The 15879-nt window shown below is 55.5% G+C and carries 15 protein-coding genes; 5 read left to right on the forward strand and 10 right to left on the reverse strand.

The genetic code is table 11. From position 1 onward, the window contains the following. Positions 1-71: 71 nt before the first annotated feature. Positions 72-452: an accessory factor UbiK family protein gene (locus CZ787_RS19135; protein ID WP_087110553.1), complete on the reverse strand. Its 381-nt coding sequence runs from the start codon at positions 450-452 to the stop codon at positions 72-74. A gap of 352 nt (positions 453-804) precedes the next feature. Here CZ787_RS19135 and CZ787_RS14750 point away from each other — a divergent pair, with 352 nt between their 5' ends. The 3 genes from CZ787_RS14750 (at position 805) to glnK (ending at position 2939) form a co-directional block, all read left to right on the forward strand. Continuing rightward, entirely contained in the window at positions 805-1143 is a 339-nt protein-coding gene (locus CZ787_RS14750; RefSeq protein ID WP_018916845.1) for a P-II family nitrogen regulator, read from the forward strand. Positions 1144-1189: 46 nt separating this feature from the next. Then, positions 1190-2437 (forward strand): ammonium transporter, encoded by a 1248-nt coding sequence (locus CZ787_RS14755; protein WP_087110556.1) that lies wholly within the window; start codon positions 1190-1192, stop codon positions 2435-2437. A gap of 163 nt (positions 2438-2600) precedes the next feature. Beyond that, positions 2601-2939, forward strand: a complete 339-nt coding sequence (gene glnK / locus CZ787_RS14760; RefSeq protein ID WP_027337179.1) for a P-II family nitrogen regulator — start codon at positions 2601-2603, stop codon at positions 2937-2939. Between the two features lie 163 nt (positions 2940-3102). On the opposite strand, the gene CZ787_RS14765 is transcribed toward glnK, so the two are convergent. Then, complete coding sequence (locus tag CZ787_RS14765; RefSeq protein WP_087110558.1) at positions 3103-3879, reverse strand: ferredoxin--NADP reductase; 777 nt, start codon at positions 3877-3879, stop codon at positions 3103-3105. A gap of 165 nt (positions 3880-4044) precedes the next feature. On the opposite strand from CZ787_RS14765, the gene CZ787_RS14770 reads away from it, so the two are divergent. Further along, positions 4045-4971 carry a LysR family transcriptional regulator gene (locus tag CZ787_RS14770; protein ID WP_087110560.1) on the forward strand — a complete coding sequence of 309 codons (927 nt, stop codon included), beginning with the start codon at positions 4045-4047 and terminating at the stop codon, positions 4969-4971. A gap of 4 nt (positions 4972-4975) precedes the next feature. Here the strand turns inward: CZ787_RS14770 and CZ787_RS14775 are convergent, their stop codons facing one another. The 8 genes from CZ787_RS14775 to phnD all read right to left on the reverse strand — a co-directional run bounded on the left by CZ787_RS14775 (position 4976) and on the right by phnD (position 15098). Then, positions 4976-6832 (reverse strand): methyl-accepting chemotaxis protein, encoded by a 1857-nt coding sequence (locus tag CZ787_RS14775; protein ID WP_087110562.1) that lies wholly within the window; start codon positions 6830-6832, stop codon positions 4976-4978. A 152-nt stretch (positions 6833-6984) separates the two neighbouring features. Continuing rightward, positions 6985-9096: a methyl-accepting chemotaxis protein gene (locus CZ787_RS14780; protein ID WP_087110564.1), complete on the reverse strand. Its 2112-nt coding sequence runs from the start codon at positions 9094-9096 to the stop codon at positions 6985-6987. A gap of 65 nt (positions 9097-9161) precedes the next feature. After that, positions 9162-11033 (reverse strand): methyl-accepting chemotaxis protein, encoded by a 1872-nt coding sequence (locus CZ787_RS14785; RefSeq protein WP_087110567.1) that lies wholly within the window; start codon positions 11031-11033, stop codon positions 9162-9164. Positions 11034-11155: 122 nt separating this feature from the next. Beyond that, positions 11156-11587, reverse strand: coding sequence for a host attachment protein (locus CZ787_RS14790; protein ID WP_087110569.1), 432 nt, complete (start codon positions 11585-11587; stop codon positions 11156-11158). A gap of 65 nt (positions 11588-11652) precedes the next feature. Then, positions 11653-12462 (reverse strand): phosphonate ABC transporter, permease protein PhnE, encoded by an 810-nt coding sequence (gene phnE / locus CZ787_RS14795; RefSeq protein ID WP_087110571.1) that lies wholly within the window; start codon positions 12460-12462, stop codon positions 11653-11655. Next, entirely contained in the window at positions 12456-13268 is an 813-nt protein-coding gene (phnE, locus tag CZ787_RS14800; protein ID WP_087110573.1) for a phosphonate ABC transporter, permease protein PhnE, read from the reverse strand. The genes phnE (CZ787_RS14795) and phnE (CZ787_RS14800) overlap by 7 nt, the downstream gene beginning before the upstream one ends. After that, positions 13255-14052: a phosphonate ABC transporter ATP-binding protein gene (phnC, locus tag CZ787_RS14805; RefSeq protein WP_087110574.1), complete on the reverse strand. Its 798-nt coding sequence runs from the start codon at positions 14050-14052 to the stop codon at positions 13255-13257. Before phnC ends, phnE (CZ787_RS14800) begins: the two co-directional genes overlap by 14 nt. A 53-nt stretch (positions 14053-14105) precedes the next feature. After that, a complete protein-coding gene (gene phnD / locus CZ787_RS14810; RefSeq protein ID WP_087110576.1) occupies positions 14106-15098 on the reverse strand; it encodes a phosphate/phosphite/phosphonate ABC transporter substrate-binding protein in 993 nt (330 codons plus the stop codon). Between the two features lie 182 nt (positions 15099-15280). Here phnD and CZ787_RS14815 point away from each other — a divergent pair, with 182 nt between their 5' ends. Further along, complete coding sequence (locus tag CZ787_RS14815; protein WP_087110578.1) at positions 15281-15877, forward strand: histidine phosphatase family protein; 597 nt, start codon at positions 15281-15283, stop codon at positions 15875-15877. Positions 15878-15879: the final 2 nt, after the last annotated feature.

The following is a 15879-nucleotide window of genomic DNA, read 5'->3' on the forward strand; positions in this document are numbered from 1 at the left end:
ATCATCGTTAGATTAAAACGCAATGATAGATGTTCTCATTGTGGTGGCGGCAGGCGTTACCAGTGCTGTGCTTACGTATCGCTTTTCTTATCGTCATTCAGTGTGCTGCTGGTAGCCGGTTTTGGGGCTGCGGGAGCATCCATATCGGCGTGGGAATGAGCACTTTCAGCGGCCTTAGTGGCGACTGGCAGGTGCTTCTCAGGCTGACTCGCTTCCATCGTGGCTTCCAGCTGCGCTACTTGCCTCTCCAGGGCTTCTACCCGCGAGCGCGTGCGCTGCAGAACATCCATCAGGATATCGAAGTCTTCCCGCGATACGAGCTCCAAGCGATCAAAGGCACCACGAACCACCTGTTGAACGCCTTTCTGAATATCTTCGGGCGCTTGTGACGCATTTTGTAAGCGGTCGCCAATCTGTTGTGCCAAACGGCTAATACGGTCCTGGGGCGTCATGGTTCTCTCCTTAAATAGTGATGCTTTAAAAGTGGGCACTATTTTAAGGATACGCAACCCGCCGCCAGTACGCATGTATTGCATGTGGCATTGGCGCATTTATCTGTTTATCTCGTCGCCCAGTAATAGTGCGTTAATCGTTCGCGCCGGTTCTTTTTTGGTGCAATCGGTTGGGCCCTACGCCTTTCCTGATCTCAACGTTTGTGTAAAAGCGCCTTGTTTTTTATTAAGTCGCTAAAAATTAATAAAAAATTAGCTAGTGGCACGGTATGCGCATTAGTAGAGCATCGCCATTTTCAGCGGCAACGCCGCTACCCATTCAGCAGGACTTATCCAGCAGGGGAGATACGGGATGAAACTCATTACCGCCATCATCAAGCCATTCAAACTTGACGACGTTCGCGAAGCACTGGCCGACAACGGCGTGCAGGGCATTACCGTGACAGAGGTAAAAGGTTTTGGGCGTCAGAAAGGGCATACCGAGCTCTACCGTGGTGCTGAGTACGTGGTCGATTTTCTGCCCAAGGTAAAAGTAGAAGTGGCGGTTGACGATGCGCGGCTGGAAAGCGTGATTGATGCCATTTGCAATGCCGCCAACAGCGGAAAAATCGGCGATGGCAAAGTATTCGTCACGCCGCTCGAAGATGTCATCCGAATTCGTACCGGTGAACGCGGCGCTGATGCCGTTTAAACAGGGGCTTACCGGGATACTTCGTAGTTCAACGGGGAACTAACAAATGAACGAACTGGCTGATCTGAGCTACGCGCTCGACACGTTTTACTTCTTGATTTGCGGTGTATTGGTCATGTGGATGGCCGCGGGCTTCTCCATGCTTGAAGCGGGCATGGTGCGCGCTAAAAATACTGCCGAAATCCTGACTAAAAACATCGCGCTGTTTGCGATTGCCTGCACCATGTATCTGCTGGTGGGGTACCACCTCATGTACTCCAGCGGCGAAGGCGGCTTCTTGCCAAGCCTGGGCTTTCTGCTGGGCACTGAGAACAGCGTAGATTCGGTGCTGGCGGGTGGCGAGGATGCGCCCTACTACTCCATGCGCGCTGATTACTTCTTCCAGGTTGTCTTTGTGGCTACTGCTATGTCGATTGTCTCCGGTGCGGTCGCTGAGCGCATGAAGCTATGGGCATTTTTGGCCTTCGCTGTGGTCATGACCGCCTTTATCTATCCGGTTTCTGGCTACTGGACCTGGGGTGGCGGATGGCTGAGCAGCGTGGGTTACTCGGATTATGCCGGTTCGGGTATCGTCCACATGGCCGGCGCTGCCGCTGCTCTGGCAGGCGTGCTGATTCTTGGCCCGCGTAAGGACAAGTACGGTAAAGATGGCGCTATCCATGCCATTCCAGGTGCCAACATGCCGCTGGCAACGCTGGGTACGTTTATTTTGTGGATGGGTTGGTTCGGCTTCAACGGAGGCTCTGAGCTAAAAGTCTCGGATATCGAGTCGGCCAACAACGTCGCCCAAGTGTTTGCCAATACCAATGCGGCCGCTGCTGGCGGTGTGATCGCCGCGCTGGTCCTGGCCAAACTGTGGTTCCGTAAAGCGGACCTTACCATGGCGCTTAACGGTGCGCTGGCAGGCCTGGTGGCGATTACCGCTGACCCGCTCTCACCAACGGCATTAGGTGCCACCATTATCGGGGCTATTGGCGGTTTCATCGTGGTAGTAGCGATAGTGTCGCTTGATAAGCTCAAACTGGATGATCCGGTCGGTGCTATTTCCGTTCACGGCGTGGCGGGTATCTGGGGCGTGTTGGCGGTGCCTATCACTAACGATGGCGCGTCCTTTAGTGCTCAAATGATGGGTATTGCAGGTATCTTCGGTTGGGTGTTCCTGGCAAGCCTGGTGGTTTGGCTGGTGCTGAAAGCCATCATGGGCATCCGGGTTAGTGAAGAAGAAGAGTATGAAGGTGTGGATATCGCGGAATGCGGTCTTGAAGCCTACCCTGAGTTTAGCGTTAAGAAATAAGCATAATGCACACCCAGTGAGCTGACATGCGCGTGATGGCCTTCCTTTCGAGGAAGGCCTTTTTATTCTCCGCCTGTAGCGGTGTATGCTTAGCACCAGAGGTGGCTGGCTTTCGCCGCACCCAATAGACAATACAATGGCCACCAAGCTAGAGGATGTCGCAATGAAATTGATCTCAGCCATTATCAAGCCGTTCAAGCTTGATGACGTACGCGAATCGCTCTCCGATATCGGCGTGCAGGGCATTACTGTCACAGAAGTAAAAGGGTTTGGTCGTCAAAAGGGCCACACGGAGCTTTATCGTGGTGCTGAGTACGTGGTGGATTTCCTACCCAAAGTGAAACTGGAAGTCGCTGTCGATGACGATATGGTTGAGCAGGTAATTGATGCGATTACCCAAGTCGCCAACACGGGTAAAATCGGCGATGGTAAAATCTTCGTGATGCCGCTTGAGCAGGTCATTCGTATTCGTACCGGCGAAACGGGTAAAGACGCGGTTTAAGCGGGTGAATGGTGAGTAGTGAAGGGTGAGGGGTAAGTAGTAAGTCATGAATCAAAGCCCTGCGGAGTATCTCCGCAGGGCTTTTTATCAGCGAGTGACGAATGAGGGGGCAGTGATCAGGTTCGACTATATTCACACCTCACTCTTCACGACTCACCAGCAATCACTTTTCAACAAACGCACGCTCGATCACATAATCACCCGGCTCCCCCATGCGCGGTGAGATATTCAACCCCAGCTCATCCAGCAGCGCGCTGGTGTCATCCAACATCGCGGGGCTGCCACAAATCATGGCACGGTCCTGGCGCGGGTCGATCGGCGGAAGGCCGGTATCCTCGAAGATTTTACCGCTGCGGATATGGTCGGTTAAGCGGCCCATGGTATGGAACTCTTCACGCGTTACCGTGGGGTAATAGACCAGCTTATTGGTAATATCTTCACCCAGATACTCGTGGGCAGGCAGCTCTTTGGTAATAAAATCAGCGTAGGCCAGCTCAGAAACTTCACGCACACCGTGTACCAGCACGACTTTCTCATAGCGCTCATACACTTCTGGGTCCTGAATCAGGCTCATAAACGGTGCAAGGCCCGTTCCGGTCGAGAGCATATACAGGTTGCGGCCCGGCAGTAGGTCGTCGCACACCAGCGTACCGGTCGGCTTACGGCTGACCATGATTTGATCGCCTACTTTCAGATGCTGTAAGCGAGAGGTCAGCGGGCCATCGGGCACCTTGATGCTGAAAAACTCAAGGTGATCTTCATAGTTCGGGCTGGCGATGGAGTAAGCACGCATCAGCGGTTTGCCGTTCACTTCCAGACCGATCATGACAAACTGGCCGGTTTTAAAACGCAGGCTGCGCTCGCGCGTAGTGCGGAAGCTAAACAGGGTATCGTTCCAGTGGTGAACGCTGAGAACTTCTTCCAGAGCAAACTTACTCATACCAATGTCTCCCTATAGCGATGCTGGCCGGAAATCACAGCATCTATATTCTTTAAAAGAATAAAAATCATAAAATATGTTGTCATCAATTCTAAGTAAAGGTGATATATCTGTTAAGCGAATTATATTGATAACACTTATCTTTAAAATCGATATAGGTCCTGTATGCACTATACCCTCCGGCAATTGGAAGTCTTTGTCGCGGTCGCTCAGCACGAGAGCGTCTCGCAAGCGGCGCGTGCGCTGGCCATGTCTCAATCGGCCACCAGCACGGCGCTTGCCGAGCTTGAGCGTCAGTTCGACTGCCAACTGCTTGACCGCATGGGAAAGCGGTTAAAATTAAATGCGCTGGGCTTTCAACTGCTGCCCAAGGCGGTAGCACTGCTTGACCGCGGCGAGGAGATCGAAGAGCTTCTTCGCGGCCAGCAAGGCGTTGGAGCGCTGGATGTGGGGGCCACATTAACCATTGGCAACTACCTGGCCACGCTGTTGATCAGTGATTTTATGCAGCGTTACCCAGGCAGCCGGGTGCGCCTTTCGGTACGCAATACGCGCCACATTATTGAGGGCGTGCGCCAGCATTCACTGGATCTGGGCCTGATTGAAGGCCAGTGCGATGACGAAATGATCATCAGCCAGCCTTGGGTTGAGGATGAGCTGTGTGTTTTCTGCTCGCCGCGCCACCCGCTGGCGGGAAAAGAGCACCTTGAGCTTGAGCAACTGCTGCGCGAAGACTGGATCATGCGCGAAGAGGGGTCAGGCACCCGCATGACACTAGAGCACGCCGCACGCCACCGGCGCAGCCGGTTTAATACGTTGTTGGAGCTTGAACATACGGAAGGGATTAAGCGGGCGGTAGAGTCGGGGCTTGGCATCGGTTGTGTCTCACGGCTGGCGCTACGTGATGCCTTCCGGCGAGGAAGCCTGGTACCGCTTCCCACGCCGGAGTTGGATCTAAAGCGTCAGTTCACCTTTATCTGGCACCGCCATAAATACCTCACCACGGGCGTGCGTGAGTTCCTGCGCTTGTGCCGCGAAATGACCGCAGGCGCTAAACGCAGTGACGATATTGAGCTGCCGCCGGTGCCTTAAGCATTCAATGCGCGGTCACAGCGTTGGGCGAGTGCAATGCCAGGGGTGCTGATGCGTGCTGCGATAACTTAAAGCTACCAATGGTGGTGGCCAAATGATCGGCCTGCTCTTTTAACTGCTCGGCGGCGGTGGTGGACTCCTCCACCATGGCGGCGTTCTCTTGGGTCATGCGGTCCAGTTCGGCAACTGCAATGTTGACCTGGTTGATACCGTCGCTTTGCTCGCTGGTGGCCGCTCTTATCTCTTCTAGTACGTCCGAGACGCGCGTGATGTGGGCCACAATATCCTTCATGGTGGTCCCCGCATTACGAACAAGCGTGGTGCCGTTATTGACCTTGCTTTGTGAATCTTCGATCAGCTTTTGGATATCGTTGGCCGCTTCGCTGCTGCGTCTGGCCAGCTTGCGTACCTCATCGGCGACCACTGCAAAACCACGCCCATGTTCGCCTGCGCGGGCGGCTTCCACCGAGGCGTTGAGTGCCAGAAGGTTGGTCTGAAACGAAATACTGTTCATCAAGGTAACGATGTCACCGATTTTATCGGACGCGCGGGTAATGTCTTCCATGGTGGTGACAACATTCGCGACCACTTGGCCGCCTTCATTGGCGACTTCTGAGGCGGTCTGCGAGAGCTTGTTGGCTTCCTGAGCCGAGGCAGCGGTGTGCTGTACGGTGCTGGTGATCTCTTCAATAGACGCCGACGTTTGCTGCAGGCTGGCCGCGGTGTTGTCGGTGCGGCGGGATAAATCCTGACCACCCATGGCGATTTCATTCGCTGCGTGATGCACCGATACGCTGCTGGTGCGTACATCTATCAACACAGCTTCCATTTTGCCGACAAAACGGTTGAAGGCACCACTTATCTGAGCGACTTCGTCACGCCCATGCTCGGGAAGTCGACGAGTCAGATCTCCTTCGCCGCTGGCAATATCGTCCAGCGCGTCCCGCGCTCGTTCAAGGCCAGAAAAAGCACGTTTGAGCCACAGGCTTAGCAGCAGCACCGTCACGGCGATGATTGCTAGCAGAGTGATCAGCGAAGAGCTCAGAATAGCGCGCAGGCCAGACGTCGCTTCATACTCATCAAGCGCGACACCTAGCTCCCAGTCGGTACCGGCAATAGACGTCGCAGACAAACGTTTGGTCTGGCCGCTCACGTCAATAGGCTCCCAAGCGCCCTGGGTGGCACTCAGTCGTTGAAGGGCGCTAGGCGTTAAGGCGTTGCTGATTTGGCTTAGCGGCGCAAGCGTTAGCGCCGCATCAGGGTGCGCAATCACCGTCTCGCCACCGCTACTCAGGAAAGCGAAGCTTGATGGGGTGGGTTGAATAGCGTTGACCTGACTAACTAGATTATCAATCACCACATCACCGCCGATGACGCCGTAAAGACGGCCATCGCGTTTGACCGGTGTTGCGAACGTAACGACCAATTGATTGCTGTTGGCATCCACGTAGGGTAGCGAAACGATAGTGCCATCCTGGGCCACCGCCGCCTGGTACCAGTCGCGCTGGCGCGGGTCATAATCATCACCGGGTATCCAGCCATCGGACGAGAGATGGCTGCCATCAGGCTGGCCAAAAAACGCCGCCAGAAACCCGCCAGATTCCGCTAGCTGCACCAGCGGTGCGAGCGGGTCGTTATCAATCACCGGCGTGCGCGCTGCTTCCAGTATGGCTGCACGGGCGGCCACCCACTCCTCAATGGCTAGCGCGTTACCCTGTGCGATGGATTCGAGCTGCTGGGCGACCTGCTCGTCGTTATGAGTTTGTAGGGTCGAATAGCTGACAAAAGCGTTGATGGTTAACGCCAGAGTGATCACAACCAACGTGATTACCAGAATGCGCAAGCGTAGGGACGACAGCATGAGTAGAGCCTCATTAATAAGGAAAGCAAGGGGTAAGGCCTTCGTGAGTGTAATATCTTCGCTCGTCGGCTTTGGATGTTCAATGGCGCGGATATAACCGGTATCCACCCAATACGGCGGCGATATAGCAACCTATCGCCGCCACTGATGGGTTAGTAGGACGAAGAGGGTGGAGGCGGCAACTGATGGCGAGAAGAAGTGTTGCTGGCTTCAAGCGTAAAGCCACCGACTAATGTCGAGAGCCGTTCAGACTGATCCTTGAGCTGCTCGGCAGCAGTAGTGGACTCTTCTACCAGCGCCGCGTTTTGCTGAGTCATCTGGTCCAGGTCGGTCACGGCGATGCTGACCTGGCTGATGCCGTCGCTCTGCTCGCTTGCCGCGGTGCTTATCTCGGCCAGCATTTGGGTGACGCGTGTGACACTGTCCGCCAGCTCATGCATGGCCGTTTCAGCGCCCCGGACCAGTTGGGTGCCACTTTCCACCTTGCCCGTTGAGGCATCAATGCGCTGGCGGATATCTGCGGCGGCGTCGCTACTGCGAGACGCCAGTTTGCGGACTTCATCGGCGACCACCGCAAACCCACGGCCATGTTCACCCGCACGCGCCGCTTCTACCGACGCGTTCAAGGCCAGCAGGTTGGTCTGGAAGGCGATGCCGTCAATCACGGTCACAATTTCCTGAATTTCAGCCGAGGTAGTGCGAATGTCATCCATTGTGACCACCACCTGCTCAAATGCCGAATTGGTCCGCGAGGCCAGCTGTGAGGCTGTTTGAGAAAGCCCGCTGGCTTCCTGGGAGGCACTGGAGGTATGGCCGACGGTGCTGCTGATCTGCTCCATGGCCGAGGACGTTTGTTGCAAGCTGGCCGCGGTCTGGTCGGTGCGCCGAGAAAGATCCTGGCCGCCCTGGGTAATCTCATTGGCCGCATGATGAACGGATTCACTGCTGGCGCGTACATCCACCAGTACATCGTGGATTTTGACCGCAAAGGCGTTGAACTGGATGGCAAGTTCGGCGCTTTCATTGCGCCCACGCACCGGCAGGCGCTGGGTTAAGTCGCCATCGCCCGAGGCGATGGCGCGCATACGCTCGGCGAGGTTTCGCAGCGGGCGAGAAATGCTGCTACCCAGCACCCAACTGGCCAACAAGCCCAGAAACGCGATGACGAGCCCCATGCCCAGCATGCTCAACATGGAGGCCGTGCGTTGCTCTTGCATCTGCTCCTGCATGTTGTTTAAGCCAGCAAACACGGCTTGCTCGGGTAAGCGAAGCATCAATACCCAAGGCGCTTCAGTGCCTCCGATGGTAAAAGGCCAATAGAGTTCGATCATCCCCTGCCCTTGGTCAACGTTACGGACTACGTCGCCCTGTTGAGCACGGCGAATATGCGTCTGTAGAGAGGAGTCAAAGGCTTCGTTTACAGATTTTCCAACCAGGGAGGCATCGCTGGTGTAGGCCGTGATGCCTCCCTGCGAGGCGATAAGCGCTATTTCGCCCGCGCCGCTGTATAGCGTTTGGTTGGCATCGTTAAGTATCGACTGAATAAAGTCGACCGTATAATCAACGCCTGCAACGCCACGAAACTCTCCATCAACAACAATAGGGGCATTGAACGAGGTGACCAGCGTGAGCTTGCCGTCGTAATCGAACTGCGCCGGGTCAACGACGCAGGGGGCTAGCGTTTCACGTGGGCATAAATAGTACTCGCCGCTACGCACGCCGCTTGCCTGGATTGCCTCACTCTCCATCGCGTCGCTTAGCGGAAGCGCGGCTAAATCACCGTTACCGGTGCGATGCCACCAAGGGCGAAAGCGCCCATCGTCCCCGTAACCAAGTCCTTCACGCCCGGCAAACCGCGCATCCAGGCCAAAGGCGTTTGGTTCCCAGCCGATATAGGCATCCAATATTTCGGGGTTGGTGATCACCGTTTGGCGTACCAGCAGCGAAATTTCGCGGCGGCTGAGGTTCAGTGCCGGTCGGCCGTTGTTATCCAACTGTCCCAGCATGGCATTGGTGGCGGCCAGGTTTTCGGCAATCTTGAGGGTTTTTTCAAACTGACCCTGGATAAGCTCAGCCTGCGCTGAGGCAACCGCCGTTAAGCGTGCTTCGATATTGTGCTCAAGCAGCTCTTTGGTCTGGTCTTCTACCAGCGCCTGAGAGCGCTCATTGGCAACCAGCGAATAGACCACCAATGCCGCCACCACCAGCAGGATACAGCCGCCTACCAGGAGGGTAATTAACGTACGGACTGACTTGAAGTTCATGTTTTTATTGCTCTCAGTACTTGGTTATGCCGTGACTAGCCATGCCGTGATTAGCTATGGCGTGATTAACTATGGCGTGACGCGAGGGTGGGAGAGGGCGGTATAAGCCGACCATGTTGGGATGCTGAACCGTTTGACAGGGTGAAACCGCCAACGACATCGGAAAGGCGGAGTGACTGCTCTTTTAGATGCTCGGCAGCGGTAGTGGACTCTTCCACCATCGCGGCGTTTTGTTGGGTCATGCGATCAAGCTCAGCCACCGCGATATTGACCTGATGGATGCCGTCGCTCTGCTCGCGTGTGGCGGCACCAATCTCACCCAACACATCGGTGACACGGGTAATACTCTCCACAATGTCACGCATGGTGGCACCGGCGCTTTGAACAAGTTCGGTGCCGTTGGTGACCGTTTGGTGCGAGGTATCAATCAGCGTTTTGATATCGCTGGAAGCATCGCTGCTGCGCTGTGCAAGCTTACGAACCTCATCCGCCACGACCGCAAAGCCCCGGCCATGCTCACCGGCACGGGCTGCTTCAACGGAGGCATTCAGGGCTAGCAAGTTGGTCTGGAAAGCAATGCCGTCCATCAGTGACACAATATCACTGATTTTATGCGACGCTGCCGAGATGTCGCCCATGGTGATCACTACCTGATCAACTACTTGACCGCCTTTGTTGGCTACTTCAGAGGCATTCATTGAAAGCTGGTTGGCCTGTTGTGCAGCCTCTGCCGTGTGTTCAATGGTGCTGGTGATTTCTTCAATAGATGCCGAGCTTTGTTGCAGGCTGGATGCGGCATTATCGGTGCGGCGAGATAGGTCCTGTCCGCCCATGGAAATTTCATTGGCGGCAGTCTGTACCGACTGACTACTGTCGCGAATGGTCAGCATCACCTCATCCATTCTGGCGACGAACCGATTGAAAGAGTGGGCGATTTGGGTGACTTCATCATTGCCTTCTTCAGGCAGGCGTTGGGTCAGGTCCCCCTCACCAGAGGCAATATTGTCCATGGCGTTACGCACACCCAACAGGCGGCGCAGCAGTAGCGACAGCAGTAGGCCAAAGGCGAGGGCCGTTATAACCGCGACCACCACCAGGATAATAAGGGAAGAGGTAGCAATGGCGCGTAATCCTGCGGTGGCTTCGTACTCGTCCAACGCGACAATAAGGCGCCAGCCGTTTTCACCGCCAATCACGTGGCCTAGCAATAGCTTGTTGTCGCCTTGCAGGGCGAGAGGCAGGGGCGTGGTAGCGCTCATTAATTGATTGATGGAGCCTGCCGTAAGCTGTTCGTTAATGGCTGACACTGGCGTCAGTATCAAGTCAGCATCGGGGTGGGCGACCAGCGTGCCATCGTGGGTGGTGAGAAAGCCAAAGCTTGAAAGGGTCGGTGAAATGCCTGTCACTGTCTCGACGATGTTGCTGATAGGAATATCAGCACCTACCACGGCAGTCAGTTCACCATTAAGGTAGAACGGGCGAGCGAACGTGACCACCAGCTCGTGAGTTTGAGCGTCAATATAGGGCGCGGTAATAATCGCTTCTTGTGCGCTGACTGCCGCTTTGTACCAAGGGCGTTCTCGTGCGTCGTAGCCACTTGGGGGCTGAAAGTCGTTGTCATAGGTAATCTCCCCCGCGCCAGGGTAGCCAATATAGGTGGAAATAAACCCACCTGAGGTAAGGAACTGACGAAGTGCCGGGCCGGGGGCATTACTGGTGGCCGCTGCTTCCATGCTTTCCAGCATATCCAGTCGAGCGTTAAACCACTCGTTCAAGGCTTTGGCATTGCCGCTGACCACCGCTTTAAGGTTACGTGCTATCTGTTCATCGTTGTGATGTTTTACCGTTGCGTAGTTGACCACGCCATTGATTATCAAGCCAAGGGTGATCGCTGCAAGAGCGGCCAGAAGAATACGTACACGAAGGGAGGAAAACATGGTCGCTCTCTTTATCGATAAGCTAATGTATGCTGCGCTGCTGCATACAGATTAAGAATTATTAGCATATCGGCAAAAGCGACCACTACTTTAGTAGAAACCCCATCATTGCCAGAAATTATTTACCGCATGTCGCTAACGGCTTCCTGGATGTCGTTAAGTGACGCTTTGCTAAGATCTTTCGACAGCGTATGCGTTACCAGTTTCTGGGTTGGCGCATCAAGCTTTTCGCGCAGTAGGCCCAGGAATTTGGGTGGTGCGACGATAATCAGCTTTTCCATACTATTATTGACGCGGGCGTTATACAGACACTTGGTAACTTCTTTGGCAAACAGTTCGTTCTCATGCTTTAACGCTGCCCCCCCTTCGGCAGACGAACGTGAACTTGATGACATGGACTCATGTACATCCGCACCTGCACTGTCTGTAATCAGATCCCCCTCATGCAGGCGCCCTTCGGCATGAACCAGGCTCTCTTTCTCCTTCAGATGAAGAAAGTCACGAGTGAAAATGCGTGCTCGAGCGGCATCTGCTACCACGATATAGGTTGTCATCAGTCAACGTCCTTCATGCCGTTAGGGATGTATTAACCATGGCAAGCGTTTGGCATTCGGTCAAACTAGAGCACTTTACGTCGTAAGAGACTGGTTATTGCCTCACCAATCAGCACTAGCACAATAATCGCGATCAGGATGGTCGCCACGGTAGGCCAGGCAAAGGTATCAATCGCGCCTTGTAGAATCATCCCGATACCGCCTGCGCCCACCAGTCCTAGCACGGTAGATTCGCGAATGTTGATATCCCAGCGCAGGATTACGATGGCGAAAAACGCCGGCATCACTTGTGGCACGATGGCATAGACAATCACCTTGGCCTTGGAGGCGCCGGTGGCTTCCATGGCTTCGACCGGTCGCTTATCGATTTCTTCGATTGCTTCGCCCATCAACTTGCCGATAAACCCGATAGAGCGAAACATAATGGCGAGAATGCCTGCCAGCACGCCGGGGCCGAAGATCGCCACGAACAAGAGCGCCCAGATGATGGTGTTCACCGAGCGGCTGGACACCAGAATGAACCGGCCCAGCCACAGGCAGGCCCGGTTGGGCGTGGTGTTCTGCGCGGCGATATAGGCCACCGGCAATGCCAGAAAGATGGTCAGGAAGGTGGCAAGCGTGGCGATGTGCACCGTTTCGATCAGGGCATTCACGATATTGCCAAGCCCGGTGGCGCTGGGGGGCCACATGCGCGCGCCCAGCCCGGAAATCTGGTTGGGCGCATCCCACACCCAAGGCCAGAAGATATCGATATCGCGAACCGCCCATACCACCACCACCAGAGTGATGAGCAGCACGGCAAAGCGAATAAGACGTTCCTTGGTGTCGTAGCGCTGCCAGACGTGGTCGGCGAGTTTCTGTGCGTGATCTACCATATTTTTTTCCTCACCCAGCCGCTGATGCCTTCACTGAGTAAAATGACCGCGATGATGACCAGCAGGATCGCAAAGGCGAAGTCATAGTCATAGCGCCCGAAGGCGTTCATCAGCGTGCCGCCAATGCCGCCGGCGCCCACGATGCCCACCACGGCAGACGCCCGCAGGTTGCTGTCCAACTGGTACATGGAAAGCCCTACCTGGCGCGGTAGAATCTGCGGGAACACGGCGTAGAAGAGCGTGGCTAGATACCCGGCCCCGGCGGCGCGCATGGCCTCTACTTGGCCCCAGTCGATCTCCTCGATCTCCTCGGCCAGAAGCTTACCGACAAAGCCGATGGAGTAGAGCGTGAGCGTCAAGATGCCTGCCAGCGGCCCAAATCCTACGGCGGCAACGAACAGAATCGCCACGATCACCGGGTGAAAGCTACGCGAGATAATGATGACTGCACGGCCAATCAGATAGATCGGCATGGGCGCAATATTGCGCGCTGCCATCACGGCAAAAGGGATCGACAGGAAGACGCCCAGCAGGGTGGCCAGAATGGCGATCTGAAAACTCTCCTTGAAGCCGGTCAGGAGAAGTTCGTAGCGCTCAAGGTTGGGCGGAAAGCCGCCGCTGAAGATACGCGCGGCGCGGGGCAATCCTTCAGAGATGCGCGCCCAGTTGAACGGTAGCGAACCAAATGCCCACACCAGATACACCGCCGCGACGATGATCAGCCCGTAACGAAGTAGAGGATTGGCAATGAACGGCGGTTTCTTCCAGGTGCGCGGCGTGCTGGATAAAGCCTCAGGCGGGGTCATGGGCGCGCTCCTCTGATGGGGCGTCGCTTATCGCATCGTCCGGCGCTTCGATGCCGCCGTAAATGGCGTCCAGCGCGTCTTTATTGAAATCACTTGGCACGCCATCAAAAATCATCTTGCCGTGGCGCAAACCCACAATGCGCTCGGTGTAGGTTTTGGCCTGGGCCACGTTGTGAATGTTGATCAGCACCGGCAGCGAAAGCTCGCTTGCAAGGCTTTGCAGCAGCATCATGATCTGCTCGGAGGTGCGCGGGTCAAGCGAAGCGGTGGGTTCGTCGGCCAGCAGTACTTCGGGCTCTTGCATCAGCGCCCGTACCACGCCTACCCGCTGGCGCTCGCCACCGGAAAGCTCATCGGCGCGTTTGTTGGCGTAGTGGGCAATGCCCACACGCTCCATCAGCATAAAGGCGCGCTCAATATCCGCCTGCGGGTAGCGGCGGGTAATTGCCTGATAGAGATTCACGTAGCCCAGCCGTCCGGCCAGCACATTCTCCATTACCGTCAGGCGGTCCAGCAGGTTGAAGCCCTGAAACACCATGCCGATCTTGCGACGCGCACGGCGCAGGTCAGCGCCCTTGAGATGCACAAGCTCGGTACCGTTGAGGGTAATGGAGCCGGAAGTCGGCTCCACTAGGCGATTGATACACCGCAGCATGGTGCTTTTACCGGCGCCGGAGGCGCCCACAATCGATATCACGCTATTGCCCTCAACCTTCAGGTCGAGACCTTCTAGCACGGCTTTGTCGCGGCCATACCGTTTGACCAGATTCTTGATTTCCAGCATGTTTTCGCTTCCATCGGTAGCTAACAAACCGCGCCACACGGGCGCGGTACGTTTTACTCTTCCAGATTGTCAGGCGTATAGCTCACGCCATTGGCAGCCTGGATGGTGCGAATTACCTGCCAGTTATCCTTGTAATTGATGGGAATGAACTTCTCGACACCCTCAAACTCTTCGCCAAGCTCTGTGCCTTTAAAATCGAAGCTGAAGAAGGCCTCTTCGATCTTCTCGACCAGGTCCGGATGCAGATTGTAGGCGTAGTTGTAGGAGGTGGTGGGGAAGCGGTCGGATTCAAAAATCATGCGGACGTCGTCGGTATCGTAAAGCCCGCGCGCGGCCATCCGATCAACCACTTCCGAGGCCACCGGGGCGGCGTCGTAATCGCGCGCCACGACGCCCAGCATGGATTGGTCGTGGCTGCCAGAGTAGACCACTTCGTAATCTTCGTCAGGTGTTATACCCAGTTCGGGCAGTAGTGCCCGAGGTGCCAGATTGCCTGAATTAGAAGTGGGTGATGTATGGGCAACCCGCTTACCTTTCAGGTCTTCCAGTTCATGGATGTCGGAGTCTGCATGGGTGAAAAGCTGTAGGGTATAGCCAAACTGGCCGCTATCTGAGCCCATTAATGCAAAGGGAACTGCACCTGCCAGGTTGACTGCAAAGGGTGTGGGACCGGTAGAAAAGCCCGCGATATGCAGTCGCCCGCTGCGCATTGCCTCCACCTGAGCCGCGTTGGACTGGACGGCGAAGAAGCGCACATCGCGGCCGGTCACCTCTGACAGATGGTCGATAAAGGGCTGCCATATATCGGAATAGATGGCTGGATCTTCCACCGGGGTATAGGCAAAGATAAGCGTGTCGGGATTTAGCCATTGCGCCTCATCGGCGGGACGGTCCGCGACCATATCGGAATTTTCGTCACAGTAAAGCGCATCAAGATCGCCGCGTTCGCATTCGGCGTAGGCATGTGTTGAGAGTAGTGCAAAGGGTAAGATCGCAGCCGCGGTTAACAGAGCTAGCGGGCGCTTGGAAAGCCGTATGGGAGTCATGGAAAGCCTCATCAGTAGATTATTTTTATGGTCTTGCAATGGGTCGCTATGCTAATGGTGTTCTTTTCTATGCCTTATCCCCCGTATGTGAGGGCAGTAAGCGTTCGAAAGCGCACATTTAGCCGACAAAATATTTATTTTTCGAAAATCCACACTCTCAATCTAGGGTTTGTTACAAAGTTATGTCAAACACTTTCCTTGCCGCCTCCTACCATTGGCGAAACCGCTACCTGTTGATGCGTCATGGTCATAGCCAGGCAAACCAGCACGCGTTGATTATCAGCAGCCCCGAGCGGGGCATTGAGGCATTTGGGTTATCAGAAACCGGCGAGCAACAGCTGGCGAGCATCGTGAATGCGTGGGCTTGGCCCGTGCCAACGCAGGTGGTGCATTCTGATTTTTTGCGCACCACCCAAACGGCTACCCACGTGGCCGAGGCCTTTAAACTTACGATGATGCCCGACAAGCGCCTTAGAGAGCGCTCCTTCGGTGAGTGGGAAGGCCACTCGGATGAACGTTATCCGGATGTGTGGGCGCTGGATGCCAAGAATGCCGACCACACTTCACTCCAAGTGGAGGCAGTGAGCGCGGTGGCCGCGCGAATGATGGCGGTGCTTGAGGATTTGGAGGAGCAGAGCGAAGGCGAAACCATATTAGTGGTTAGCCACGGCGACCCGCTGCAGATACTGCTGACTGCCTTGCAAGGCAGGCCGCTCAGCCAACACCGTGAGCAGCCCGCTCTGTTACCCGCCAGTATTACCCAAGTGGGAACACCTTAGAC

This window comes from Halomonas citrativorans, assembly GCF_900163645.1.
Taxonomy (GTDB): Bacteria; Pseudomonadota; Gammaproteobacteria; order Pseudomonadales; family Halomonadaceae; genus Vreelandella; species Vreelandella citrativorans.

Coding starts and splice junctions, on each gene's coding strand:
- CZ787_RS19135 (WP_087110553.1), bottom strand. CDS start 452: ATGACGCCCCAGGACCGTATTAGCCGTTTGGCACAACAGATTGGCGAC.
- CZ787_RS14750 (WP_018916845.1), top strand. CDS start 805: ATGAAACTCATTACCGCCATCATCAAGCCATTCAAACTTGACGACGTT.
- CZ787_RS14755 (WP_087110556.1), top strand. CDS start 1,190: ATGAACGAACTGGCTGATCTGAGCTACGCGCTCGACACGTTTTACTTC.
- glnK (WP_027337179.1), top strand. CDS start 2,601: ATGAAATTGATCTCAGCCATTATCAAGCCGTTCAAGCTTGATGACGTA.
- CZ787_RS14765 (WP_087110558.1), bottom strand. CDS start 3,879: ATGAGTAAGTTTGCTCTGGAAGAAGTTCTCAGCGTTCACCACTGGAAC.
- CZ787_RS14770 (WP_087110560.1), top strand. CDS start 4,045: ATGCACTATACCCTCCGGCAATTGGAAGTCTTTGTCGCGGTCGCTCAG.
- CZ787_RS14775 (WP_087110562.1), bottom strand. CDS start 6,832: ATGCTGTCGTCCCTACGCTTGCGCATTCTGGTAATCACGTTGGTTGTG.
- CZ787_RS14780 (WP_087110564.1), bottom strand. CDS start 9,096: ATGAACTTCAAGTCAGTCCGTACGTTAATTACCCTCCTGGTAGGCGGC.
- CZ787_RS14785 (WP_087110567.1), bottom strand. CDS start 11,033: ATGTTTTCCTCCCTTCGTGTACGTATTCTTCTGGCCGCTCTTGCAGCG.
- CZ787_RS14790 (WP_087110569.1), bottom strand. CDS start 11,587: ATGACAACCTATATCGTGGTAGCAGATGCCGCTCGAGCACGCATTTTC.
- phnE (WP_087110571.1), bottom strand. CDS start 12,462: ATGGTAGATCACGCACAGAAACTCGCCGACCACGTCTGGCAGCGCTAC.
- phnE (WP_087110573.1), bottom strand. CDS start 13,268: ATGACCCCGCCTGAGGCTTTATCCAGCACGCCGCGCACCTGGAAGAAA.
- phnC (WP_087110574.1), bottom strand. CDS start 14,052: ATGCTGGAAATCAAGAATCTGGTCAAACGGTATGGCCGCGACAAAGCC.
- phnD (WP_087110576.1), bottom strand. CDS start 15,098: ATGACTCCCATACGGCTTTCCAAGCGCCCGCTAGCTCTGTTAACCGCG.
- CZ787_RS14815 (WP_087110578.1), top strand. CDS start 15,281: ATGTCAAACACTTTCCTTGCCGCCTCCTACCATTGGCGAAACCGCTAC.